Source organism: Mycobacterium sp. THU-M104 (assembly GCF_049197365.1).
Lineage (GTDB): Bacteria > Actinomycetota > Actinomycetes > Mycobacteriales > Mycobacteriaceae > Mycobacterium.
The window spans coordinates 1-24,641 of record NZ_JBMIOP010000286.1 but is presented as its reverse complement, the minus strand read 5'-3'; the positions used below and the strand labels follow the sequence as shown (position 1 = coordinate 24,641).

General features: G+C 68.8%; 22 protein-coding genes. 7 read left to right on the top strand and 15 right to left on the bottom strand.

Going from position 1 to position 24,641, the window contains the following annotated elements; all coding sequences use genetic code 11:
* A partial coding sequence (locus ACOJVU_RS20675; RefSeq protein ID WP_421531496.1) for a ferritin-like domain-containing protein occupies positions 1-768 on the top strand: 768 nt, incomplete at its 5' end.
* A 12-nt stretch (positions 769-780) separates the two neighbouring features.
* On the opposite strand, the gene ACOJVU_RS20670 is transcribed toward ACOJVU_RS20675, so the two are convergent.
* From ACOJVU_RS20670 to ACOJVU_RS20625, 10 genes are all read right to left on the bottom strand, one after another.
* Complete coding sequence (locus tag ACOJVU_RS20670) at positions 781-1,380, bottom strand: DUF4395 family protein (RefSeq protein ID WP_421531495.1); 600 nt, start codon at positions 1,378-1,380, stop codon at positions 781-783.
* A 96-nt stretch (positions 1,381-1,476) separates the two neighbouring features.
* Complete coding sequence (rph, locus tag ACOJVU_RS20665) at positions 1,477-2,256, bottom strand: ribonuclease PH (protein WP_421531494.1); 780 nt, start codon at positions 2,254-2,256, stop codon at positions 1,477-1,479.
* 34 nt (positions 2,257-2,290) lie between these two features.
* Positions 2,291-3,073: a cyclic nucleotide-degrading phosphodiesterase gene (locus ACOJVU_RS20660; protein WP_421531493.1), complete on the bottom strand. Its 783-nt coding sequence runs from the start codon at positions 3,071-3,073 to the stop codon at positions 2,291-2,293.
* A gap of 71 nt (positions 3,074-3,144) precedes the next feature.
* Entirely contained in the window at positions 3,145-3,975 is an 831-nt protein-coding gene (gene murI / locus ACOJVU_RS20655; RefSeq protein WP_421531492.1) for a glutamate racemase, read from the bottom strand.
* Positions 3,972-4,643 carry a rhomboid family intramembrane serine protease gene (locus ACOJVU_RS20650; RefSeq protein WP_421531491.1) on the bottom strand — a complete coding sequence of 224 codons (672 nt, stop codon included), beginning with the start codon at positions 4,641-4,643 and terminating at the stop codon, positions 3,972-3,974. The genes murI and ACOJVU_RS20650 overlap by 4 nt, the downstream gene beginning before the upstream one ends.
* Positions 4,644-4,668: 25 nt before the next feature.
* Positions 4,669-5,712, bottom strand: a complete 1,044-nt coding sequence (locus tag ACOJVU_RS20645) for a P1 family peptidase (protein ID WP_421531498.1) — start codon at positions 5,710-5,712, stop codon at positions 4,669-4,671.
* 11 nt (positions 5,713-5,723) lie between these two features.
* Entirely contained in the window at positions 5,724-6,311 is a 588-nt protein-coding gene (locus ACOJVU_RS20640; RefSeq protein ID WP_421531490.1) for a DUF2017 domain-containing protein, read from the bottom strand.
* Between the two features lie 16 nt (positions 6,312-6,327).
* Positions 6,328-6,645 carry an ATP-dependent Clp protease adapter ClpS gene (gene clpS, locus ACOJVU_RS20635; RefSeq protein WP_421531489.1) on the bottom strand — a complete coding sequence of 106 codons (318 nt, stop codon included), beginning with the start codon at positions 6,643-6,645 and terminating at the stop codon, positions 6,328-6,330.
* A gap of 676 nt (positions 6,646-7,321) precedes the next feature.
* Positions 7,322-7,930 carry an AAA family ATPase gene (locus tag ACOJVU_RS20630; RefSeq protein ID WP_421531497.1) on the bottom strand — a complete coding sequence of 203 codons (609 nt, stop codon included), beginning with the start codon at positions 7,928-7,930 and terminating at the stop codon, positions 7,322-7,324.
* 49 nt (positions 7,931-7,979) lie between these two features.
* Positions 7,980-8,339, bottom strand: coding sequence for a type II toxin-antitoxin system Phd/YefM family antitoxin (locus tag ACOJVU_RS20625; protein ID WP_421531488.1), 360 nt, complete (start codon positions 8,337-8,339; stop codon positions 7,980-7,982).
* Between the two features lie 187 nt (positions 8,340-8,526).
* Here ACOJVU_RS20625 and ACOJVU_RS20620 point away from each other — a divergent pair, with 187 nt between their 5' ends.
* Complete coding sequence (locus tag ACOJVU_RS20620) at positions 8,527-9,834, top strand: nicotinate phosphoribosyltransferase (protein WP_421531487.1); 1,308 nt, start codon at positions 8,527-8,529, stop codon at positions 9,832-9,834.
* Positions 9,835-9,843: 9 nt separating this feature from the next.
* On the top strand, positions 9,844-11,868 hold the full coding sequence (locus tag ACOJVU_RS20615) for an ATP-dependent DNA helicase (protein WP_421531486.1): 2,025 nt from the start codon (positions 9,844-9,846) through the stop codon (positions 11,866-11,868).
* Positions 11,869-11,881: 13 nt separating this feature from the next.
* Here ACOJVU_RS20615 and glgP read toward each other — a convergent pair whose 3' ends face one another.
* Positions 11,882-14,470 (bottom strand): alpha-glucan family phosphorylase, encoded by a 2,589-nt coding sequence (gene glgP / locus ACOJVU_RS20610; protein ID WP_421531485.1) that lies wholly within the window; start codon positions 14,468-14,470, stop codon positions 11,882-11,884.
* A gap of 157 nt (positions 14,471-14,627) precedes the next feature.
* Between glgP and ACOJVU_RS20605 the strand changes: the two genes are divergently transcribed.
* Both ACOJVU_RS20605 and glgB read left to right on the top strand, forming a co-directional pair.
* On the top strand, positions 14,628-16,724 hold the full coding sequence (locus tag ACOJVU_RS20605) for an alpha-1,4-glucan--maltose-1-phosphate maltosyltransferase (protein WP_421531484.1): 2,097 nt from the start codon (positions 14,628-14,630) through the stop codon (positions 16,722-16,724).
* Positions 16,725-16,747: 23 nt separating this feature from the next.
* Positions 16,748-18,943: a 1,4-alpha-glucan branching protein GlgB gene (glgB, locus tag ACOJVU_RS20600; protein ID WP_421531483.1), complete on the top strand. Its 2,196-nt coding sequence runs from the start codon at positions 16,748-16,750 to the stop codon at positions 18,941-18,943.
* Positions 18,944-18,969: 26 nt separating this feature from the next.
* Here glgB and ACOJVU_RS20595 read toward each other — a convergent pair whose 3' ends face one another.
* A complete protein-coding gene (locus tag ACOJVU_RS20595) occupies positions 18,970-19,884 on the bottom strand; it encodes a tetratricopeptide repeat protein (RefSeq protein WP_421531482.1) in 915 nt (304 codons plus the stop codon).
* A gap of 167 nt (positions 19,885-20,051) precedes the next feature.
* Complete coding sequence (locus tag ACOJVU_RS20590; protein WP_421531481.1) at positions 20,052-21,233, bottom strand: acetyl-CoA C-acetyltransferase; 1,182 nt, start codon at positions 21,231-21,233, stop codon at positions 20,052-20,054.
* An 81-nt stretch (positions 21,234-21,314) separates the two neighbouring features.
* On the opposite strand from ACOJVU_RS20590, the gene mce reads away from it, so the two are divergent.
* On the top strand, positions 21,315-21,779 hold the full coding sequence (mce, locus tag ACOJVU_RS20585) for a methylmalonyl-CoA epimerase (RefSeq protein ID WP_421531480.1): 465 nt from the start codon (positions 21,315-21,317) through the stop codon (positions 21,777-21,779).
* 9 nt (positions 21,780-21,788) lie between these two features.
* Here mce and ACOJVU_RS20580 read toward each other — a convergent pair whose 3' ends face one another.
* Positions 21,789-22,085, bottom strand: a complete 297-nt coding sequence (locus ACOJVU_RS20580; RefSeq protein ID WP_421531479.1) for a hypothetical protein — start codon at positions 22,083-22,085, stop codon at positions 21,789-21,791.
* A 25-nt stretch (positions 22,086-22,110) separates the two neighbouring features.
* Positions 22,111-22,782 carry an endonuclease NucS gene (gene nucS / locus ACOJVU_RS20575; protein ID WP_421531478.1) on the bottom strand — a complete coding sequence of 224 codons (672 nt, stop codon included), beginning with the start codon at positions 22,780-22,782 and terminating at the stop codon, positions 22,111-22,113.
* A gap of 45 nt (positions 22,783-22,827) precedes the next feature.
* Between nucS and ACOJVU_RS20570 the strand changes: the two genes are divergently transcribed.
* On the top strand, positions 22,828-24,453 hold the full coding sequence (locus ACOJVU_RS20570) for an adenylate/guanylate cyclase domain-containing protein (protein WP_421531477.1): 1,626 nt from the start codon (positions 22,828-22,830) through the stop codon (positions 24,451-24,453).
* Positions 24,454-24,641: the final 188 nt, after the last annotated feature.

Sequence of the window (24,641 nt, the reverse complement as noted above, 5' to 3'; positions counted from 1 at the left end):
GCGATGGTGTGCTCGGCCAAGATCGTCGAGGTCGTCCCGGACCTGGACGCGAAGTTCTACGCGGCCACCCAGACCATGGACGAGGCGCGGCACGTCGAGGCGTTCTCGCGGTTCCTGCAGGACAAGGTCGACATGGTCTACCCGATCGACAAGAACCTGACCGCGCTGCTGGACGACACCCTGCGCGACTCGCGCTGGGACATGCCCTACCTCGGCATGCAGGTCCTCATCGAAGGGCTCGCGCTCGCCGCCTTCGGGGTGCTGCGCGACATGGCTCCGCCGGACTCGCTGGCCAAGCAGTTGCTGGCCTACGTGATGCAGGACGAGGCCCGGCATGTCGCCTTCGGCCGGATCTCGTTGAAGGATTACTACTCCGCGCTGACCGAGGCCGAGCGCGACGAGCGTGAGGAGTTCGTCGTGGACGCCTGTTACCTGATGCGCGACCGGTTCCGCGGCGAGGAGGTCTTCGAAACGCTCGGCCTCGATGTCAAAGCGTGCGCCGCGTGGGTCGACACGTCGCCGCTGATGATCCAGTTCCGCTCGCATCTGTTCAGCCGCATTGTGCCGATCGTCAAGGACATCGGGTTGTGGGGCGACAAGGTGCAGAAGGCCTTCAAAGACATGGGCGTCATCGACATGGCCGGCTTCGACATCGAGGCGCTGATGAAGGCCGATGAGGATCAGGCTGACGCTTTGGACAAGGCACACGCCGAGATGGCCGACCGGGCACTCGAGGTGGAGCAGGTGATCGCGGCGGGCGCCGGCTGAGCCGCGTGAGGCCTACGCGCGACTTTCCTGGTTCAGCGGCGCAATGTCGTGGGTCAGCACCGGTCGTGCCGTGATTTTCCTGTCGTAGGGGACTTCGCAGTCTTCGCAACCCCAGATCAATTTGTGCATGTAGCAGCCCACGCAGAACCCCAGCGTCGCCTCCGACCAGGTGAGAACAAAACAGACCGCGACAACAGCCGCCATCGCCACGGGAGATGCACCCAACAAGCGCATGGCGAGACACGTCGCCGCTAAAGCGGCACCGAGCAACCATGCGAACCGTTTCGGCCGCGTCGGTTTCCAGACCGGACGAATACCCATCGTCAACGCCGTGCCCAGAATGCCGGTGGGGCTGAATGGGGTCAATCCGCTGACCGCCGCGACCAGCATGTCGAAAAGCACAAGCGGACCGACAACGATCACCGGATCGGTTTCCGGACGCAAGAGCAGTAACGCGATCGTGACAGCCGAGATGACGTTCAGCAAACCCGCCCTCGCGCGGGTCGCGATTTCGTTGACGCGCGGTTCCGCATGTTCGTGCGTCACCTGTCCCATTGCCCACCACGGCTGGTTGAGAAAAGCATGCTCGAGTGGGACTCGCTGAGTAACCATGAACCCGATCCTAAAGACAGGGCGAAGTATTGACCACGGCGACGCTCACCGACCACGCTCGCCGCGAACAACCACTACGCAACACCAGCCGTCGGGTCAACTGCCGAACGACTTCGACGGTGGCGGGCCCTCGGGCAGCACGCCCGGGTAGGGCAGCGCCAGGGCCTCGCGCTGCGCGGCGAACAACGTGTCGCAGGCGCCCAGTGCCGCGTCGAGCAGTTTGTCCAGCGTCGACCGCGGGAACGTCGCACCTTCACCGGTGCCCTGAACCTCGACCAACGTCCCGGTGTCGGTGGCCACGACGTTCATGTCGACCTCGGCGCGCGAATCCTCCTCGTAGGGCAGGTCCACCCGGATACGGCCGTCAACCACCCCGACGCTGCAGGCCGCGATGGCACACGACAGCGGCCTGGGGTCCGACAACTTGCCCGCCGCCGACAGGTAGGTCATCGCGTCGGCCAGCGCGACGTAGGCACCCGTGATGGCCGCGGTGCGGGTACCGCCATCGGCCTGCAGGACGTCGCAGTCGACGGCGACGGTGTTCTCCCCCAACGCGGCAAGGTCGATGCAGGCCCGCAATGACCGGCCGATCAGCCGGCTGATCTCCTGGGTGCGCCCGGACAGGCGGCCCTTCACCGACTCGCGATCCGAGCGGGTGTGCGTCGCCGAGGGCAGCATCGCGTATTCCGCGGTGAGCCAACCCAGCCCGGACCCCTTGCGCCAGCGGGGGACGCCGTCGGTGACGCTGGCGGTGCACATGACCTTGGTCTGGCCGAATTCGATCAGCACCGAACCCGCCGGGTGGTCGGTGAATCCCCGGGTGATGACCACGGGGCGGAGCTCGTCGTCGAGGCGGCCGTCTTCTCGTTTTGACACCCGCCAACCCTAAGCCAAGGGTGCGGCCGGTTGCTCAGACCCGTTCGGAACGGCGGATGTCGAACGTCTCCCCGCACACCACGGCGTGCACCGGACCGTCGAACTCGGCTTTGGCCTCGCTGATCACGTCCTCCCGCGAGGTCCACGGCGGGATGTGCGTCAGCAACAACTCCCGCACCCCGGCCCGTGCCGCGACCCTGCCGGCCTCTGTGCCTGACAGGTGCAGGGCGGGCGGGCGATCCGGCGAGTGCGTCCACGACGCCTCGCAGAGGAAGACGTCGGCATCGCGAGCGAGTTCGACCAGCTGGTCGCAGACCCCGGTGTCGCCGCTGTAGACGAACGACGCGCCGGTGGGGTCGGTGACGCGCAACCCGTACGACTCGCACGGGTGAGCCACCGCCCGCGGCACCACGGTCAGCGCGCCCAACGCCACCGGTTCGCCGTCGACCCAGTGGTGGACGTCGAAAATGTCGGAGCAGTCATCGATCTCGCCGCCGTAGGGTGAGGACGCCGCCCCCAACCGCGACCACGTGTCGCGGGGGCCGTACAGCAGTGCCTTGTTGCCGGGGCGGACCGGGTGATACCGGCGCCAGACGAACAGACCCGGCATGTCCAGACAGTGGTCGGCGTGCAGGTGGGACAGCAGGACGTGCACGGAGCTGGGGTCGGCGTAGCGCTGCAGCGCCCCCAGCACGCCGCCGCCGAAATCGAGCACCAGCGGCGGGGTGTCCGGTGCGCGGAGCAGATAACCCGATGCAGGCGAATCCGGGCCCACCACGCTGCCTGAGCAGCCGAGCACGGTGATTCGCACGGACACCACTGTGCCATGCCCGGTACCGGCATGACGAAAACATGGCCACATTTCTGTGACCAGAATCTCCCCCGGCGCTAGCGGTCGGGGGGGTGGCGACCGGGGTGCACTCCGGTCACCGACGGACCCAGGAACCGCGCCGCGAGTTTGGTGAACGACTCCGGGTCACCGGTGGCTTCGAACACCCGGCTCGCCGGCGGGGCGCCGGGACCATCGGGGTGCGGACGCAGCAAGTCACTTTCGGTGAGCACCCGGAGCACTTCCTTGGCGGTTTCCTCCGCACTGGAAACGAGCGCGACGGTGTCGCCCATCGCCAGCTGGATCAGTCCGGACAGCAGCGGGTAGTGCGTGCAACCCAGCACCAGAGTGTCGACCTCGGCGCGCTGCAGCGGCTCCAGATAGCCTTCAGCCAGCCCGAGCACCTGGCGTCCGCTGGTGACGCCGCGCTCCACGAAGTCCACGAAGCGCGGGCAGGCCACCGCGGTGATCTCGGTGTCGCGGGCGGCGGCGAAGGCGTCCTGGTAGGCGTGCGAGGCGATGGTCGCCTGCGTCCCGATCACCCCGATGCGGCCGTTGCGGGTGGTGGCGACCGCCCGGCGCACCGCGGGCAGGATCACCTCGACGACGGGCACGGCGTAGCGTTCGCGCGCGTCCCGCAGGCACGCTGCCGAGGCCGTGTTGCAGGCGATCACCAGCGCCTTGACGCCGCGGTCGACCAGGTCGTCGCCGATTGCGAGCGCATGCGCGCGGACCTGCGGAATGGCGAGCGGCCCGTAGGGGCCGTGCGCGGTGTCGCCGACGTAGACGATGTCCTCGTCGGGCAGCTGGTCGATGATGGCCCGAGCCACCGTCAGCCCCCCGACGCCGGAATCGAAGATCCCGATGGGCGCGGCCAGGCGCGAGCTCACGCGTTGCGCCGCTGGGTCGACGCGTTCTTGACGGCGCGGGCCTTGCGCTCCGGGGCGGACAACGCGTAGGCGGCGACCACGCCGGCGATCGCTCCGCACAGGTGGCCCTGCCACGACACGCCGCCGCATCCGCCCAGCACCGGCATGGCGCCGAGCAGGATGCCGCCGTAGACGGACAAGACCGCCAGACCGATGACGATGGGCCATACCCGGCGCGCGAATATCCCGAAGACCAGCAGGAAGGCCAGCCAGCCGAAGATCAGGCCGGAGGCCCCGATGTGGTCGGTGGGGCCGCAGTTGCTGCCCAGGTCGCCGATCAGCCAGGTACCGAAGCCGCCCAGGATCCACACGATCGCGGTGGCCCAGACGAAGCGCGACAGCCCGAACAGCGTCATGAGAAACCCCAGCACCAGCAGCGGCACGGTGTTGGCCATCAGATGCCCCCAGCCGGCGTGCAGGACCGGCGCCAAGACGATGCCCCACAGACCGTCGGCCTGCAGCGGCCTGATGCCGTTGGAGTCCAGCGAGTGCCGCGTCAGCTCGTCGATCAGTTCGACCAAGTAGAGCAGCGCCACGAAGGTGAGGATCGTGGCCGCGCCGACCATCCAGGCAGGCCGCGGCTTCTCCTGGGTCCCCGGCGTGCCCGGGTGCCCCGTCCGCCTGATCATGCGCGTCCCTTCGCCGGTCGAGCCCTCATCGGCCGAACGCTCCCGGCAACATGTCGCGGTAGGTCGGTATTCCGGCCACCGACCCGGCGCCGAGCACACCGACCAGCACCGCCCGCGCCACACAATCGGCGGCCGCGGCGCCCACTTCGCTGACCAACCCCGCCTCCGGGGAGAAGGCGGCGGGCGTATCGGCCGCGGGCGGCACCTCGACCGCGCCGGTGGCCAGCGCGAACACCGTGTCGCCGTCGAGTGGGGTGTGCGCCGGGCGCACCGCGCGGGCCAGGCCGTCCTGGGCGGCTGTGGCGACCCGGCGGCACGCCGCCGGGCTGAGCGCCGCGTCGGTCGCCACGACGCCGATCGTCGTGTTGAGGGGGTTGTCCAGCGGGCTCAGCCTGGGCGGCAGCCGCGCGAACGTATCGATCTGGTCGGGCGGCGGCGGCCGCAGCGCGAACTCTCGGATCAGGTCCGCCATCCAGGGCAGGCCGGTGGCCCGGTCGGCGACGTCGCCGGCGGAGTTCACCACGACGATCGCACCCACGGTCACGCCGGACGGCAGCGTCGTCGAGGCCGTCCCGACGCCGCCTTTGAGCACGCCGGCTCTCGCCCCGACCCCCGCGCCGACCGTGCCGACCGCGGGCACCGCGTCGTGACCCTGCGCGGCTTCGCACGCCGCGTAGCCGAAGTCGGCCGTCGGCCGGCTGTCCCAGCCGCCGACGGCAAGATCGAAGATCACCGCAGCGGGCACGATGGGCACCACCCCGCCTGCCATCGCGACGCCGCGGCCGTGTTCCTCGAGCCAGCGCATGACGCCGTCGGCCGCCGCCAGGCCGTAGGCACTGCCACCGGCGAGCAGCACCGCGTCGACGAAGCGCACGGTATTGGCGGGATCCAGCAGGTCGGTTTCCCGGGTGCCGGGTGCGCCACCGCGGCAGTCGACCGCGCCGACGGTCCCGGGCGGGGCGAGGACCACGGTGACACCGCTGGCCCATCCGGCGCCCAGCGACGCGCCGGGGTCCAGTCGGTGGTGGTGGCCGACGCGGATGCCTCCGACGTCGGCGATGGAGCCCAGCGGCATTGCCGTCAAGATGACCGGGGCCTGATCAGCACCAGGACCAGGTATTCCTGCAGGACCGTCAGCCACTGGTAGACGTCGAAATGGGCGGCCAACGGGTGGTCCGGTGGCAGCCGGTCGGGACCTTCCGGGCCGATCTCGAGCATGACTCCCAGCGCCAGCCGGATGTCGTTGAGCGCCGAAACCCAGGCGCTCGCCTCGTCCTCGGTCAGCTCGAACTTGGCGCCCGTGGCCGGAATCGTCTGCAATAGCCTTTGCGCCGCAACGCGTTTGGCTTCGATGATCTCCGGCTCGTGCAGGCTGCGCAGCGCGGCGTTCAGGTCTCCGGGAAACTCGGAGGAGGGCTCGTCGCCGGCGTCGAGCCGGTAGAAGTCGGGCAGCAGGCGGCGCAGCGTCGGATCGCGCGGCGGCTCGGAGTTTCCGGTCTTCATGCCGGTGATTTCTTCGAGTTCGTCTGCCGGCGATGAGGATTCGCGCTCATCGAGCAGGCCGATCATCGCGCCGACGAGGTTGCGGAGCAACTCGGCCTCATGGGTGGCCAGGGAAGACCGAAAGCGGGGACCCTCGGGGGTCTCGACGCGCTTCCATTTGCGCACAGGAAATCGGGGGCCCTCACCGGTCGTGCTGCAGGGTCGCCCACAACCCGGCAGCGTGCAGTTTGGATACGTCGGCTTCCATGGACTCACGACTGCCCGCGGACACGACCGCCTTGCCTTCGTTGTGGACCTGCAGCATCAGCTTGGTGGCATGCGGCTCGCTGTACCCGAACAACTTCTGGAACACATACGTCACATAGGTCATCAGGTTGACGGGGTCGTCCCACACGACCGTGACCCATGGACTGGCCGTGTCCTCGACCGGGGTGGCCTCGCGTTGTCCGGTAGTGCCCGGCCTGGACCTCGGCTCGGTAGGCGCTGACGCAACAACCATGGGTCCCAGGATAGCGAGCCACGCAGCTGAATACCGAACCCCCGGCAAGTCACCGAAAGTAGCCGCGAAACACCCTCGGTGCATCACGTACGCCGCAACGCCACGACGAGCCGGCGTTCCGGCATACGTGACAGCCCGCAGGTGCGTGCGGAGTTCTTGGCGATGAGCAGCGCCGCAATCGGCCGCTACCTGCGCGGCGCCGCGGCGCCGGGGCGCCGGGGTCAGACTTTCGCCCGCACCGTGAACCTGACCGCCATGCATGTCGGTCAGGTGTTCACGCGCACCGTGCGCAACAACTCCCGCGCCCACACCCTCGGCGGCCGGAGGCCTAGACTGCACGAACCATCCTACACAGTAACGGATTTGGATTCAGACCATGGCAGCGAGTTACGCGACAAGGGCGGCAGCAAGCACCCTACCCGACCCCGAAGCCGGCATCCGGATCATGAACAAGACCACCGGCTGACCTCGGTTTCGCGGGCATTCCTCACGCGATGCACGGATCAGGTGTCGCGAGCTTCTTCACGTGACTGCAGTACGCCCCCTGATGCGCCGCGGTCCCGTGCGGCTTCACGGAAGAACAGCCAGAAAATACTTTGCTGCACAGTGAAAGACGTCCGCCACCGATGCTGTCGGACCATGGTGGACTCACGCCGATGTGAACCGGCCAGCGGTGTCAGCCGAGCTGCAGTGCGGCCGCCACGATGGGCTTGGCCCAGTCCGGGGTGCCGGTCAGGTCGGCCGGCCCCGCGATGCGGCCGCGCTGCAGGTGCAGCACCAACACCGGCAGCGGCGCCTGCCCGGCCGCGGGATCGGCGGACACAGAGTTGTCATACACCCGCAGCTCGGTCAAAGCCGGCAACACGTGCACCAGATTGAGCAGGCTGTGCCGGTAGCGACGGCGGACGTCGGCCTCGGGGATGTCGTGCCCGCCGGCACGCACCCGTTGCCGTACCCGCTCGACGTGGGCATCAGCGCCGGCCAGCCCGACGTAGAAGACGCGCACCTCGATGCCGCGCGAGGCCGCCTCGGCCAGCAGCCGCGGCATCGAGGTGCCACCGAGTGTGGTCTCGAACGCGAAATCGAGGTGCTGATCGATCGCCCGTTCCAGCAGCCTGCGGCCCTGCTGCCATGCCGCCGCGTTGGCCTCGATCTGCTTCAAACCCGGGTTGGCCGCCAGCAGAGCGCGCGCGGCCTCGTCGGGGTTGTAATACTCACCGCCGGCCGCGCGGATCGCGGCGCCGCCGATGCTGCTCTTCCCGGCCCCGTTGACACCTGCCAACACAGACAAGCGTGCCGGCGGTGCGATGTTGGCAGGCATGGGCCGCGCGGGGTCAGCGCCGCCGCACGGTACGGGCCGCCTGCACCGCGGCCGCGCCCAGTTCCTCCGGTGTGGCGTCGAAAGCCGCTGCGACCCCGGTTTTTGCCCGCGAGGTCTGCATGCTCGCCAACAGCTCGTCGAAACGCTCACTGAGGTCATCGAGCGCCGGGGTGGCCGCATCGATCAAAGCTGTGAACTCGGCGTAGGACAGCAGCACCGCCCGGGGGGTGTCGTGTTTGGTGATCACCACCGCCCCGCCGCCGTGGGTGGCTTCCTCCAAGACCGCGCCGAACTCGCTTTTCAGCCGGCTCGCCGACACCGCGGGCACGTCGACCAGCTTGCCCTCACGGTTGCGGAACGTCACGGTGGACATCGCGCTCCCCTTGTCGGTGATGGATACGATCGCTATTCTAGCCCTTTCGTTCATTGTGTACCAATGGGGCGATCTGTCCCGAATGAGAGTGGATGGCAGCAGACTGACCTCGGTTTCGCGGGCATCTTGAGGCGATGCTCACCCAGTTGCGGTACGCCCCCCGCACGGCGGCCGATACCGTAACGGAATGATCGACCCGGTCCCCGCTGGACTGTTGACCGACAAGTACGAGTTGACCATGCTGGCGGCGGCGCTGCGCGACGGCACCGCCGCGCGCCGCACGACCTTCGAACTGTTCGCCCGCGCACTCCCCCCGGGTCGCCGCTACGGCATGGTCGCCGGAACCGGACGCCTGTTGGAAGCGTTGCCGCACTTCAGGTTCGACGACGATGCATGCCGGCTGCTCGCCGGATTCCTCGACCCGGACACGGTCGGCTATCTGCGGGACTTCCGGTTCGGCGGCGACATCGACGGCTACGCCGAAGGGGAGCTGTACTTTCCCGGGTCACCGGTGCTCTCGGTCACCGGCAGCTTCGCCGAATGCGTGGTGCTCGAAACGCTGGCGTTGTCGATCTTCAACCACGACACCGCAGTCGCCTCGGCGGCCGCGCGGATGGTCAGCGCTGCCGGCGGGCGTCCGCTGATCGAGATGGGAACACGGCGGACCCACGAGCAGGCCGCGATCGCCGCGGCACGTGCGGCCTACATCGCCGGCTTCGCCGCCACCTCGAACCTGGAGGCCCACCGGCGATACGGGATCCCCGCCGAGGGCACCGCGGCGCACGCGTTCACCATGCTGCACGCCACGCGGGACGGACCCGACGAGCCGGCCGCGTTCGGCGCCCAGGTCCGGGCGCTGGGCGCCGAGACCACGCTGCTGGTGGACACCTACGACGTGACGGCCGGCGTGGCCAATGCCGTGGCCGCCGCCGGCACGGCGCTGGGCGCGATCCGGATCGACTCCGGCGAACTGGGAGTGCTCGCCCGCCGGGCGCGCCGGCAACTCGACGAGTTGGGCGCCGGCCGGACGCGGATCGTGGTGTCCGGCGACCTCGACGAATTCTCCATCGCCGCGTTGCGCGCCGAGCCCGTCGACAGCTACGGCGTCGGCACCTCACTGGTCACCGGCGCGGGCGCCCCGACCGCGCACCTGGTGTACAAACTCGTCGAGGTGGACGGCATGCCGGTACAGAAGCGCAGCACCCACAAGGAGTCGCGGGGCGGCCGCAAAGAGGCCCTGCGCCTGTCGCGCCCGACCGGCATCGTCACCCAGGAGGTGGTGTACGCCGCGGGACGCCCGCCCGCACCGGACGAACCGTTCCGCACCCTGAGCACACCCCTGGTCCGCGGCGGCGAGATCGTCGCCGAGACGGCTGCCTGCGCCCTGGCCGCGGCCCGCCGGCTGGCCGCCGCCGGCCTGCGCAGCCTGCCGCGGGAGGGGCTGGCATTGTCCCCCGGCGATCCGGCGATCCCCACCAGCCAGATCCCGGTCTGAGCGCGCGCAGTGACCACGTCCGACGCGTCCCCGACCGTGCCCGAGTTGCTGGCCGCCGCGGTGGCCGCGCTCGGCGGCAGTGAACGCAGGGGCCAACTCGAGATGGCCGTCGCGGTGGCGCACGCCTTCGAGACCGGCGAGCACCTCGCCGTGCAGGCCGGCACCGGCACCGGCAAGTCGCTCGCGTATCTGGTCCCCGCGATCGTCCGCGCCGTGAGCGACGATTCGCCCGTCGTCGTGTCGACGGCGACAATCGCCCTGCAACGTCAGCTCGTCGACCGCGACCTGCCGCGGCTGGCCGATGCGCTGGCCGGTGAGCTGCCGCGCACGCCGCGGTTCGCACTTCTGAAAGGCCGGCGAAACTATCTGTGCCTCAACAAGATCCACAACGACGGCGCCACCGACAGCGACTCCGAGGACATTCCGCAGGAGGAGCTCTTCGATCCGGTGGCCGCGACCGCGCTGGGTCGCGACGTGCAACGGCTCACCGCCTGGGCGTCGACGACCGAGTCAGGCGACCGCGACGACCTGCGGCCCGGCGTTCCCGACCGGTCGTGGTCGCAGGTCAGCGTCTCCGCGCGCGAATGCGTCGGGGTGGCTCGCTGCCCCTTCGGCGGCGAGTGCTTCTCCGAACGAGCGCGTGCCCGCGCCGGCGGCGTCGACATCGTGGTCACCAACCATGCGCTGCTGGCCATCGACGCCGTGGCCGAGTCGGCGGTGCTGCCGGAGCATGCGCTGCTGGTAATCGACGAGGCACACGAGTTGGTCGACCGGGTGACGTCGGTGGCCACCGCGGAGCTGACCCCGGCCACCCTCGGGGCGTCCACGCGCCGGGTCGCCCGGCTGGTCGGTCCGGAACTGACCCAGCGGTTGGAGGCGGCCACGGCCAACCTCGGCGCCGCGATCCACGACGCGCGGCCCGGCCGCATCGATCGCCTCGACGACGAGCTGGCGACCTACCTGACGGCGTTGCGCGATGCGGCGAGCGCGGCACGCTCGGCGATCGACACGACCGGCGCAGGGCGGGCTGACGTCGGGGCGGCATCGGCCCGCGCCGAAGCCGTTGCGATGCTGAGCGAGATCTCCGAGACCACCTCGCGCGTCCTGACGTCTTTTGCCCCGGCCATCCCCGATCGCACCGACGTGGTGTGGCTCGACCACGAAGACAACCGAGGGGTGCTCCGTCCGGTGTTGCGGGTGGCACCCCTGTCGGTCGCCGGCCTGCTACGCGACCGGGTGTTTGCCCGGGCGACCACGGTGTTGACCTCGGCGACGCTGACGATCGGCGGGTCCTTCGACGCCATGGTCACGGCGTGGGGCCTGGCCGGCGGCGACGCTGACGGTGTGCCCTGGCGTGGCCTCGACGTCGGGTCTCCGTTCCACCACGCCAAGGCCGGCATCCTCTACGTGGCCGCCCACCTGCCACCGCCCGGCCGCGACGGCACCGGGTCGGCCGAGCAGCTCACCGAGATCGCCGAACTCATCACCGCCGCCGGCGGGCGCACCCTCGGGTTGTTCTCGTCGATGCGGGCCGCCCGGGCCGCCGCCGATGCCATGCGCGAACGGTTGCCGACACCGGTGTTGTGCCAGGGCGACGACAGCACCTCCGCACTGGTCGAACGGTTCGGCGCCGACCCGGCGACCTCGCTGTTCGGCACACTGTCGCTGTGGCAAGGCGTCGACGTCCCGGGCCCGTCGTTGTCGCTGGTGCTGATCGATCGCATCCCCTTTCCCCGGCCCGACGACCCGCTGCTGGGCGCGCGGCAGCGGGCCATGGCCGCCCGGGGCGGCAACGGTTTCATGACGGTGGCCGCCGGCCACGCGGCACTGCTGCTGGCGCAGGGCTCCGGCCGGCTGCTGCGTCGCGTGACCGACCGCGGCGTCGTCGCGGTGCTCGACTCCCGGATGGTCACCGCCGGCTACGGCGCCTACCTGCGTGCCTCGCTACCGCCGTTCTGGCCGACGACCGACGCCACCCAGGTACGGGGGGCGCTGGAGCGGCTGCGCACCGCGCCCGACGATGCGTCGGCCTGACCCTCCGGAGCCGTCACCCGGCGAGGGTCACCAAACCGAGCTCGGCACTGCCGGCAAGCATCGGGTGACGGGGCAGCACCCGCACCGTGTACCCGACCGCGCCGGCCAGCGGTAGCGGCGTCGTCGTGGAGAACACTTCTGTCCCGCCACCGGCGCTGCCGGTGTGCGGCATATCGGCGGTGACCGGATCCTGCAGTACGTCACCGGGGTCCACCCGCCCGAGCACCGCCTGAACGGTCACCTCGTCGGGCCGCAGCCCGCCCAACTGCACCGTCGCGGTCAGCGTGAGCTTCGACCCGAGTAGCGGTGTGTCCGGCAGGCCGGTGCTGTCAACGTCGGTGACGCTGATCTTGGGCCACGCCTCGTCGACTCGGCGGCGGTAGGCGGCCAGCTCCCGCGCGGCCCTGAACTTGTCGTCCTCGCCGCCGACGGTTTTGCGCAGCGACTGCGCCGCAGGGGTGTAATAGCGCTCGACGTAATCGCGCACCATCCGGGAAGCCAGCACCTTGGGCCCCAGGGTCTGCAAGGTGTGGCGCACCATCTCGACCCACCGGGGCGGGACCCCGTGTTCGTCGCGCTCGTAGAACTTCGGCGCCACCGCTTCTTCAAGCAGCGTGTAGAGCGCATTGGCCTCCAGGTCGTCGCGGCGCACCTCGTCTGCCAGCCCGGTGGCCGAGGGGATCTCCCAGCCGTTTTCGCCGTCGTACCACTCGTCCCACCAGCCGTCGCGGATGGACAGGTTCAGCCCGCCGTTCAGCGCGCTCTTCATCCCGGAGGTGCCGCAGGCCTCCAGGGGACGCAGCGGGTTGTTGAGCCAGACGTCGCAACCCCAGTACAACAGCCGGGCCATCGACATGTCGTAGTCGGGCAGGAAGGCGATGCGGTGGCGCACCTGCGGGCGGTCGGCAAAGCGCACCACCTGCTGGATCAGCGCTTTGCCGCCGTCGTCGGCCGGGTGGGACTTCCCCGCCACGATGAGCTGGATCGGCCGCTCCTCGTCGAGCAGCAGTCGTTCCAGCCGGTCGGGATCGCGCAGCATCAGGGTCAGCCGCTTGTAGGTCGGCACCCGCCGCGCGAACCCGATGGTCAGCACGTCCGGGTCGAAGGCCGTCCCGATCCAGGCCAATTCGGCGTCCGACGCACCGCGCTCCAGCCAGGATCGACGCAGCCGCGCCCGGACGTCCGCGACCAGCAGTGCGCGCAGCTGCGAGCGGATCCACCACAGGTGCCCGGGGTCGACCTGCTGCAGTCGCTGCCAGACCGCGGGTTCGCTCAACGAGTCCGACCCGGCGAGCTCGCGGCCCAGCTCCAGCCACTGCGGCGCTGCCCAGGTCGGCGCGTGCACGCCGTTGGTGATCGATCCGATCGGCACCTCGCCCCGGTCGAATCCGGGCCACAGCTCACTGAACATCGCCCGGCTCACCCGACCGTGCAGCAGAGAGACACCGTTGGCGCGCTGGGCCAGCCGCAGGCCCATGTGGGCCATGTTGAACTTCGTCGGGTCGGCCTCGGCGCCGAGCGCGAGGATCCGGGTGGTCGGCAGGCCCGGGAGCATCGGCGCCTCGAGTTGGTCGTCGAAATAGCGCTGCACCACCTCCATCGGGAACCGGTCGATACCGGCGGGCACCGGGGTGTGGGTGGTGAACACCGTGCTCGAACGAACGACGGTCAGCGCGGTGTCGAAGTCCAGTCCTGAGTCGGTGACCAGCTCGCGGATGCGTTCCGCTCCGAGGAACCCGGCGTGACCCTCGTTCATGTGGAATACCTCAGGCGCGGGCAGGCCCGCGTTGGCCGTGAACGCGCGGATCGCCCGCACCCCGCCGACGCCGGCCAGAATCTCCTGCCTGATGCGATGCTCCTGGTCGCCGCCGTAAAGCCGGTCGGTGACGCCGCGCAGATCGTGCTCGTTCTCGGGCACGTCGGAATCCAGCAGCAGCAGCGGCACGCGCCCCACCTGCGCGACCCAGACCCGGGCCCGTAGCCGGGCGGAGTCGGGCAGGTCCAGCTCCACCAGCACCGGATTCCCGGTGGTGGCGTCGATGAGCAGCCGCAGGGGCAATCCCTGCGGGTCCAGCGATGGATAGGTTTCCATCTGCCAACCGTCCGCGGTCAGCGACTGCCGGAAGTATCCGGAGCGGTAGTAGAGACCCACGGCCACCAACGGCACCCCCAGATCGGAGGCGGACTTCAGATGGTCGCCGGCCAGGATCCCCAACCCGCCCGAGTAGTTGGGCAACACCTCGGCGACGCCGAACTCCATGGAAAAGTAGGCGATCGACGTCGGCATCGCCACCCCGTCGTCCTGCTGCTGCTGGTACCACAGAGGACGACTCAGGTAATCGCGCAAGCCGGCCGCCAGTCCGTCGAGCCGAGTCAGAAATTCCTCCTCGACGGCCAGCTCGTCAAGCCGGGCGGGGCTCACCGCACCCAGCAGCGCAACCGGATCCGAGCCGCACTGCGCCCACAACGTCGGATCGACGGTCGCGAACAGGTCCTGGGTCGGCTTGTCCCACGACCACCGCAGATTGGTCGACAACTGTTCCAGCGCGGCCAGGCGCTCGGGCAGATGAGCACGGACGGTAAAGCGGCGAAGGGCTTTCACACGTCATCACCTTACTGACGGTTCGTGGACGTGCTGGACTACTAACCCAGCGTTTATCTTCACCTGGTGTGACCGGACACTAGGGTGGGTACCGGGAAGTAACGCGGGCGCGATGCGGGGCCCCGCGGTCTTGCCGCACAAACCGAATGGAGTGGTGGTGCCCGGTCGTGTCGAGATCGACAACGTCGCGCCCGTCGTGTCCTGCGGCGCGTACCCCGCCAAGGCGGTGGTCGGCGAGGTCGTCCCGGTCAGCGCAACGGTGTGGCGGGAGGGCCACGACGCCGTCGCGGCAACCTTGGTGGTGGGCTACCTCGGACCGCGCTACCCGCAGGTGACCGAGGCCCGCCGGATCACGGCGGTGCAGGCCCCCGCGCGTCCCGTCGGCGCGCACCAGGCGGGCGCACCGGAACAGTTGCGGGTCACGCCGCGGCTTTTCCCGATGACGATGGGCGAGGAGCCCTACACGTTCCACGGCCAGTTCACCCCCGACCAGGTGGGCCTGTGGGAGTTCCGCGTCGACGGGTGGGGCGACCCGATCGCCACGTGGAAGCACGGGGTGATCGCCAAGTTGGAGGCCGGCCAGGGCGAAACCGAATTGTCCAACGACCTGCTGGTCGGCGCCGGGCTGTTCGAGCGCGCCGCGGCCGGGGTGCCGCGCGCACGCCGCGATCCGCTCATGGCCGCGGCCGGGGCGCTGCGGGCCCCCGGCGACCCGGTCACCCGCACCGCGCCGGCCCTGGCACCCGAGATCGAGGACCTCCTGGCCGAGCACCCGTTGCGTGACCTGCTGACCCGCGGCGAACAGTTCGGGGTCTGGGTGGACCGGCCGCTGGCCCGCTTCGGCTCCTGGTACGAACTGTTTCCGCGCTCCACCGGCGGATGGGACGCCGGCGGCAACCCGGTGCACGGCACCTTCGCCACGACGACAGCGCAGCTTCCCCGCATCGCCGACATGGGGTTCGACGTCGTGTACCTTCCGCCGATCCATCCGATCGGCAAGGTACACCGTAAGGGCCGCAACAACTCTCCCACCGCATCACCCGGAGACGTGGGCTCGCCGTGGGCGATCGGCAGCGACGAAGGCGGTCACGACGCGATTCACCCGGACCTGGGCACTATCGACGAATTCGACGACTTCGTCGCTGCGACAAAGGCTTTGGGCATGGAGGTGGCGCTGGACCTGGCGCTGCAGTGCGCACCGGATCATCCCTGGGCCAGCCAACACCGGGAATGGTTCACCGAGCTGCCGGACGGCACCATCGCCTACGCCGAGAACCCGCCGAAGAAATACCAGGACATCTATCCGATCAATTTCGACAACGACCCGGCGGGCCTGTACGACGAGGTTCTGCGGGTGTGCCGGCACTGGATCGACCACGGTGTCAAGATCTTTCGGGTCGACAACCCGCACACCAAGCCACCGAACTTCTGGGCCTGGCTGATCGCCCGGATCAAAGATCACGACCCCGACGTGCTCTTCCTCTCCGAGGCCTTCACCCCGCCGGCCCGCCAGTACGGTCTGGCCAAGCTCGGCTTCACCCAGTCCTACAGTTACTTCACCTGGCGCACGGCCAAATGGGAGCTCACCGAATTCGGCAACGACATCGCGGCACTGGCCGACTTCCGCCGGCCGAACCTCTTCGTCAACACCCCCGACATCCTGCACGCGATTCTGCAGCACAACGGTCCCGGCATGTTCGCCATCCGCGCCGTGCTGGCCGCCACGATGGGCCCGGCCTGGGGCGTCTACTCCGGCTACGAACTCTTCGAGCACCGCGCGGTGCGGGAAGGCAGCGAGGAATACCTGAACTCGGAGAAGTACGAACTGCGTCCCCGCGACTACGCGAGCGCAGTCGCCGAAGGTCGGTCGCTCGAGCCGTTCATCAGGCAACTCAACGCGATCCGCCGACTACATCCCGCGCTTCAGCAACTGCGCACCATTCATTTCCACCACGTGGACAACGACGCGATGCTGGCCTACAGCAAGTTCGACCCGGCCACGGGCGACTGCGTGTTGACGGTGTTGACCCTCAACGCGTTCGGACCCGAGGAAGCCACCCTGTGGTTGGACATGGCGGGATTGGGCATGGAACCCTACGAGCGATTCTGGGTACGCGACGAAATAACGGGACATGAATTCCAATGGGGACAAGCGAATTATGTTCGCCTGGACCCTACGCAAGCAGTCGCGCACATCGTCAACATGCCACTTATACCGAAAGAATCCCGGATCACACTGTTACGCAGGCGATGAACGCACCCGGAGGTGAGAGGGACATGAGCAGAGCCGACCAAATCGCCGAAAAGCACCTGGCGCCAGACCGCGACGATCTGTCGCGCCTGGTGGCCGGCACACACTACGACCCGCACGCCATCCTGGGCGCTCACGAGTACGACGACCACACGGTCATCCGGGCGTTCCGGCCGCATGCCGGCGAGGTCGTCGCGCTCGTCGGTGCTGATCGGTTCCCGTTGCGCGACATCGAATCGGGCCTGTTCGCCGTGGCGCTGCCCTTCACGAACCTGATCGACTACCGGTTGCAGATCAGCTACGAGGGCGCCCAACCGTACATCGTCGCGGACGCCTACCGCTTCCTGCCCACCCTGGGCGAGATGGATCTGCACCTGTTCGCCGAAGGCCGCCACGAGCGACTTTGGGAAGTCCTCGGCGCGCATCCCCGATCCTTCACCACCGCCGACGGCGTCGTGGAGGGTGTCTCGTTCGCCGTCTGGGCGCCCAACGCCAAAGGCGTCAGCCTGATCGGGGAGTTCAACGGCTGGGCGGGCACCGAGGCGCCCATGCGGGAATTGGGTTCCTCGGGCGTGTGGGAGTTGTTCTGGCCCGGGTTCGCCGTCGGCGGACTGTACAAGTTCCGCGTCCACGGCGCCGACGGCGTGGTGACCGAACGAGCCGACCCGATGGCCTTCGCCACCGAGGTACCCCCGCACACCGCATCGCGGGTGGCGGTCAGCAGCTACCGCTGGAACGACGAGGACTGGATGACGCGGCGCGCCCGGCTCAACCCGGTGTTCGAGCCGATGAGCACCTACGAGGTCCACCTGGGCTCGTGGCGCCCGGGGCTGCGCTACCGCCAACTCGCCAAGGAATTGACCGACTACGTGGTGGAGCACGGATTCACCCACGTCGAGTTGCTGCCGGTGGCCGAGCACCCGTTCGCCGGCTCGTGGGGATACCAGGTCACGTCGTACTACGCGCCGACGTCGCGGTTCGGCACCCCCGACGAGTTCCGGGCCCTCGTCGACACCCTGCACCAAGCCGGAATCGGCGTCATCGTGGACTGGGTGCCCGCGCACTTCCCCAAGGATTCCTGGGCACTGGGAAGGTTCGACGGCACCGCGCTCTACGAACATTCCGATCCTCGACGCGGCGAGCAACTCGATTGGGGCACTTATGTTTTCGACTTCGGCCGCCGCGAGGTCCGCAATTTCCTGGTGGCCAACGCGTTGTACTGGATCGAGGAGTTCCATGTCGACGGCCTGCGCGTGGACGCGGTCGCCTCGATGCTCTACCTGGACTACTCGCGCCCAGCCGGCGGCTGGACGCCCAACATCTACGGCGGCCGCGAGAACCTCGAGGCGGTCCAGTTCCTTCAGGAGATGAACGCCACGGTACACAAGACGGCGCCGGGGATCGTCACCATCGCCGAGGAGTCGACGTCATGGCCGGGTGTGACGCGTCCGACAAGCCTTGGCGGCCTGGGTTTTTCGATGAAGTGGAACATGGGATGGATGCACGACACGCTGGACTACCTCAGTCGCGACCCGGTCTATCGCAGCTACCACCACCATGAGATGACGTTCTCGATGCTGTATGCGTTCAGCGAGAACTACGTCCTGCCGATCAGCCACGACGAGGTGGTGCACGGCAAAGGCACGTTGTGGGCGCGGATGCCCGGTGACAACCACCTCAAGGCTGCCGGTCTGCGCAGCCTGCTCGCCTACCAGTGGGCGCACCCGGGCAAGCAGTTGTTGTTCATGGGCCAGGAATTCGGCCAGCGCAACGAATGGTCGCAGGAGCGCGGCCTGGATTGGTGGCAACTCGACGAGCAGGGTTTCTCCAACGGCATCCTGCGGCTGGTGCGCGACATCAACGCCATCTACCGCGGCCATCCGGCGCTGTGGAGCCAGGACACCGTTCCCGACGGCTATTCCTGGATCGACGCCAACGACTCCGCCAACAACGTGCTGAGTTTCCTGCGCTACGGCAACGACGGTTCGGTCATGGCCTGCGTCTTCAACTTCGCCGGTTCCGAGCACAGCGGCTACCGGCTCGGCCTGCCGGTCGCCGGCCGGTGGCGCGAGGTGCTCAACACCGACGCCACCGACTACAACGGATCCGGCGTCGGCAACATGGGCGGGGTCGAGGCCACCGAAGACCCGTGGCACGGCCGGCCGGCGTCGGCGCTGCTGGTGCTGCCGCCCACCTCGGCGCTGTGGCTGGCGCCCGAGTAGCGCTCGGCGCTTGTCTGCTCGGCGAGTCAGTACAGCGCGTTGGCGAGGTTGCGCCGGCCGGCGACAACCTCCGGATCGGCCGGATCGAACAGATCGAACAACTCGACCAGGCGGGTTCGCACCCGGGCGCGCTCGTCCCCGGACGTCCTGCGCACCAACGCGATCAGACGCTCGAATGCCGCGCTGACCTCCTGGTTGAGGATCTGCACGTCGGCCGCCGCGAAGGCGGCGTCGATGTCACCCGGCGCCGCGTCGGCCACCGCGATCGCGTCGGGGACTTGAGCCGTTGCACGCGTGAGGAAGTCGATCTGCTTGATCGCGGCCCCGGCTTCGACGCTGCCGGGGTTGGCGTCCAGGATCGCCTGGTACGAGGCCTTGGCGGCGTCGAAGTCACCGGCCTCGAGTTGCTCGCGGGCCTGCAATAGCTCTGGATCGGGTTGCTCGGACTCCCCGCGATCCGGTGCGCCCTTGAGCTTGCCCTCCGTCGCCGAGAGCAGCGAGTCCACCCAGCGGCGCAACTGGTCGGCCGACTGCACGCCCTCGAAACTGGACAACGGCCGGCCGGCGGCCAGTGCCACCGCGGTAGGAACCGCCTCCACGCCGAAGGCCTGGGCCACCCCGGGCGCCGACTCGACGTCCACCGTGGCCAGCGACCATTTGCCGTCGTCCTCGGCGGCCAGTCTGGACAGCGTTTCGGCGAGCTGGGCACATGCGTCGTTGCGCGGCAACCACAGCAACACCACGACCGGCACTTCGCCGGACCGGATCAGCACCTCGTCTTCGAAATTGACTTCGGTGACCTCGGTCACCCCGGGCGCCGCCGACGCCGCCCGGCCGCCGGGGCCACCTGCCGATGCGTTGTGCTGGGCGCGCTGCTTGAGGCCGGAAAGGTCGACAGCACCGGCCAGTGCAGGCCCAAAGGAGGATCGGGGACGCGTCACGCCGTCAAGTCTGTCATGCACGTCGGGGGCCGATCCACTCGGTGGCGCGGACACTCGCACACAGCGATAATCCGCCCCCACCCCCACCGGACGGCGCCCGTACGGCCACCATGACGAACCTCACAAACGTGCGCGCGAACGCCGCGCCAGCAACGCCGCGCGGACCGTTACCCCGCCCGCAGGATCAACGCATCGCCCTGCCCGCCCGCCCCGCACAGGGCGGCGACGCCGTAGCCGGAGCCGCGGCGCGCCAGCTCCAAGGCGGTGTGCAGCGCGATGCGGGCTCCCGACATGCCGAGCGGATGCCCGACGGCGATCGCCCCGCCGTTGGCGTTGACCATCTCCGGATCCAGTCCCAGCTCGCGAGTCGAGGCCAGCGCGACGGCCGCGAACGCCTCGTTGATCTCCACCACGTCGAGTTGGTCGACCGAGATGCCTTCGCGCCCGAGCGCTTTCTTGATCGCGTTGGCCGGTTGCGATTGCAGCGTCGAGTCCGGTCCGGCCACCACGCCGTGCGCACCGATCTCGACCAGCCACCTCAGACCCAGCGCCTGGGCTTTTTCCTTGTTCATCACCACGACCGCGGCCGCGCCGTCGGAGATCTGCGACGCCGAACCCGCGGTGATGGTGCCGTCGCGGCGGAATGTCGGCTTGAGGCCGGCCAGCGATTCGGCGGTGGTGTTGGCGCGGATGCCCTCGTCCTCGGCGAACTGCAGCGGGTCACCCTTGCGCTGCGGGATGCTGACCGGGACCACCTCGTCGGCAAACACGCCGTCCTTCCACGCCGCGGCCGCCCGCTGGTGTGACCGGGCGGCGTAGGAATCCTGCTCCTCACGGGTGAATTTGTCGACATCGTTGCGCTGCTCGGTGAGCGCACCCATCGGCTGGTCGGTGAACACATCATGCAGGCCGTCGTAGACCAGGTGGTCGAGCACGGTGACGTCGCCGTACTTGTAGCCCGAGCGGCTGTCCATCAGCAGGTGGGGCGCCCTGGTCATGGACTCCTGTCCGCCGGCCACCACCACGTCGAACTCTCCGGCGCGAATCAGCTGGTCGGCCAGCGCGATTGCGTCGATACCGGACAGGCACATCTTGTTGACGGTCAGCGCCGGGACGTCCCAGCCGATGCCGGCCGCCACCGCCGCCTGGCGGGCGGGCATCTGGCCGGCTCCGGCCGTCAGCACCTGGCCCATGATCACGTACTCGACCGCGCCGGCCGGCAGGCCGGCCTTCTGCAGGGCGCCGGCAATCGCGACGGCGCCCAGGTCGCTGGCCGAGAACTCTTTCAGGGAACCCATCAACTTGCCGATCGGCGTGCGGGCTCCAGCAACGATCACCGATGTCGTCATGACTACCTCCTAGGCGTGCGCGGATGGCCGATTCCGATCCCTGGAGAAGCGGAATCGTTGCCGTCAGGTTACCGTTGTGCGATGACGACCGACCAAGTTGACGCCCGTCAGGTCCTCGGTAGCGCGCTCGTGACCGCGGTCGACCATGTCGGCATCGCTGTCCCCGACCTGGACGCGGCGATCGCCTGGTACCACGACCACCTCGGCATGATCCTGGTTCACGAGGAAGTCAACGACGATCAAGGTATCCGCGAGGCCATGCTGGCTGCACGCGGCGGGCCCATCGGCACCGCACAGATCCAGTTGATGGCCCCAATCGACGATTCGTCGGCCATCGCGAAGTTCCTCGACAAGCGCGGGCCGGGCATCCAGCAGCTGGCGGTTCGGGTCAGCAATCTCGACACCTTCTGCGAGCAACTCCGTTCACAAGGCGTCCGGCTGACCTACGAGGCGCCGAGACGCGGCACCGCGAACTCTCGAATCAACTTCATCCATCCCAAGGATGCCGGCGGAGTTCTGATCGAGTTGGTCGAGCCGGCTTTGTAGGGCCAGTAGTCACGACCACCTCCGGGTCGGACCGCGAGTCGCGCGGTTGCTCCAGCACCCCGTATGCCAGTGCCGTCTGTCCTCGATCCCGGAGTCGGGGCCATCCACCGGCCAGACCACGACATGCGCAGTCCCCGAACGGATCTCGTGGTCACACCCGGGGCAGCGGTAGATCTTGACGGCGCGCGCCGCGGCGACCGGGTGAACCTCGTAGTCGTATCCGCCGGGCCCCGACTCGATCCGCCGCAAGACCGACGACAACGGCGTGGGGCCCTGCCGTCGGGGCGGTGTGCGGCGCCGTGGCATTGGTAGTCAGTCTAATCCGGAGGTCTCAAAACAGCCGGTATTCGTCGCTGTCCATCCCGCGCATTCTGTCGTAGTCCAGTGTGATGCAACGGATTCCGCGGTCACTGGCAAGAGTACGCGCTTGTGGCTTGATCTGCTGTGCCGCGAACACGCCCTGCACCGGCGCCAGCAGGCTGTCGCGGTTGAGCAACTCGAGGTAGCGGGTGAGCTGCTCGACGCCGTCGATCTCGCCACGCCGCTTCACCTCGACCGCGACCGAGCCACCCCGCTCGTCCCGGCACAGCAGGTCGACGGGCCCGATCGCGGTCATGTACTCGCGGCGCACCAACGTGTATCCTTCGCCGAGCAGCCCGACGTGCTCGGCCAACAATGCCTGCAGGTGCGCCTCGACACCATCCTTGACCAGGCCGGGATCGACGCCCAGGTCGTGACTGGAGTCGTGTTCGACCGCTTCGACGGTGATACGCAGCTGTTCGCCTGCCTTGTTTTCCACGACCCACACCGGCGCCGCGCCGCCCGGCTCCTCGGTCATCCGGCACGGCGGACTCATCCAGTTCAGCGGCTTATAGGCCCGGTCGTCGGCGTGCACGCTGACCGAACCGTCGGCCTTGAAGAGCAACAACCTGCGCGCGGACGGCAGATGCGCGGTGAGCCGGCCGACATAGTCCACCGTGCACTGGGCAATCACGAGTCGCACCCGATTCACCTTAGAGTGTGGCCGACAAATTAGGCTGGCGCCATCATGTCGGCACAGAGCACCCTAGCGCGACGCCTGGGCCGGGTGCTCGAGATGGTCACCGGTCAGAGCGGCCGGCTGCCGGAGACCCCGGCGTACGGCTCGCTGCTGCTCGGGCGCGTCACGGAAAGCCAACGGCGGCGCCGGATACGCATCCAGGTCATCCTGACGGTGCTCGTCGTGGTCGTGAACCTGCTCGGCATCGGCGTGGCCCTGTTGCTGGTGACCGTCGCCATCCCCGAGCCGAGCGTGTTCAGCGACGCGCCGTTGTGGCTCACGTTCGGTGTCGTGCCGGCCTACATCGCGGTCGCGCTGGCGCTGGGCGCGTACTGGATCACCCGGCGGACCGTGATCGCGCTGCGCTGGGCGATCTTGGAGCGGTACCCGACCTCAGACGACGAGCGCAACACGTTTCTGGCCCCGTGGCGCGTCGCGGTCATCGACCTCGTCCTGTGGGGATCCGGCGCGGCGCTGCTCACCACCCTCTACGGCCTGGTCAACACCCTGTTCATCCCCCGGTTCTTGTTCGTAGTGACCTTCAGCGGCGTCCTGGTCGCCACGGGCAGCTATCTGGCGACCGAGTTCGCACTGCGGCCGGTGGCCGCCCAGGCCCTGGCGGCGGGGCGGCCGCCGCAGCGGCTGACCGCGGGCATCATGGGCCGGACGATGATGGTCTGGTTTTTCGGATCGGCCGTACCGGTGATCGGCATCGCCCTGCTGGCGCTCTTCCAACTGCTGATGCGCAACCTGTCCGAAACCGAGTTCGCCGTCGGTGTGCTGATGATGTCCACTGCCGCAGTGATTTTCGGTTACCTGTTGATGTGGATCCTGGCCTGGCTCACCGCGACACCGGTGCGGGTGGTGCGCGCGGCACTCGAGCGCGCCGGGCGGGGTGACCTGCGCGGCAACCTTGTGGTGTTCGACGGGACCGAACTCGGCGAGCTGCAGCGCGGTTTCAACGCGATGGTCGACGGCCTGCGTGAACGAGAACGTCTGCGTGACCTTTTCGGCCGGCACGTCGGACGCGAGGTCGCCGCCGCCGCCGAACTCGAGCAACCGAAGCTGGGCGGGGAGGAGCGCCATGTCGCCGTCCTGTTCATCGACATCGTCGGCTCCACGCAGTTGGTGACCAGTCGGCCTCCCGCCGAAGTCGTCGCGGTGCTCAACCGGGTTTTCGGCATCGTCGTCGAGGAGGTGGACCGCCACCGCGGTCTGGTCAACAAGTTCGAGGGCGATGCGACGCTGGCCGTATTCGGCGCCCCGAACCGCCTCGACCACCCCGAGGAGGAGGCGCTGAGCGCCGCCCGACGCATCGCCGAGCGACTGGCCGCCGAAATGCCCGAGTGTCAGGCCGGCATCGGCGTCGCGGCGGGCCACGTGGTCGCCGGCAACGTCGGCGCCCGGGAACGCTTCGAGTACACCGTGATCGGCGAACCGGTCAACGAGGCCGCACGGCTGTGCGAGCTGGCCAAGACCTATCCTGGCCGATTGCTCGCGACGGCCGCCGCCTTGGACGGCGCGAGCGAAAAAGAACGTAGCCGTTGGTCGTTGGGCGAGACGGTCACCCTCCGTGGCCATGAGCGCTCCACCCGGCTGGCCACACCCGCCGAGCCTGCCCAGGCGAGCGGATAGGGCGCTGTCGGCTGCGGGCCGCAGCCACGGGTGTCACCATCGATGGTGTCACCATGGATGAAGTGGTGATCCGGAATTCCGGACCGGACAGCTAAGTGGTCTTGCCCGTTAATCCGTCGGGCCCGTTCGCTGGGGTGTCGAGACTGCGGTGGCAGCGCCGAAACGCGAAAAAAGTAGCGCTGAGCACA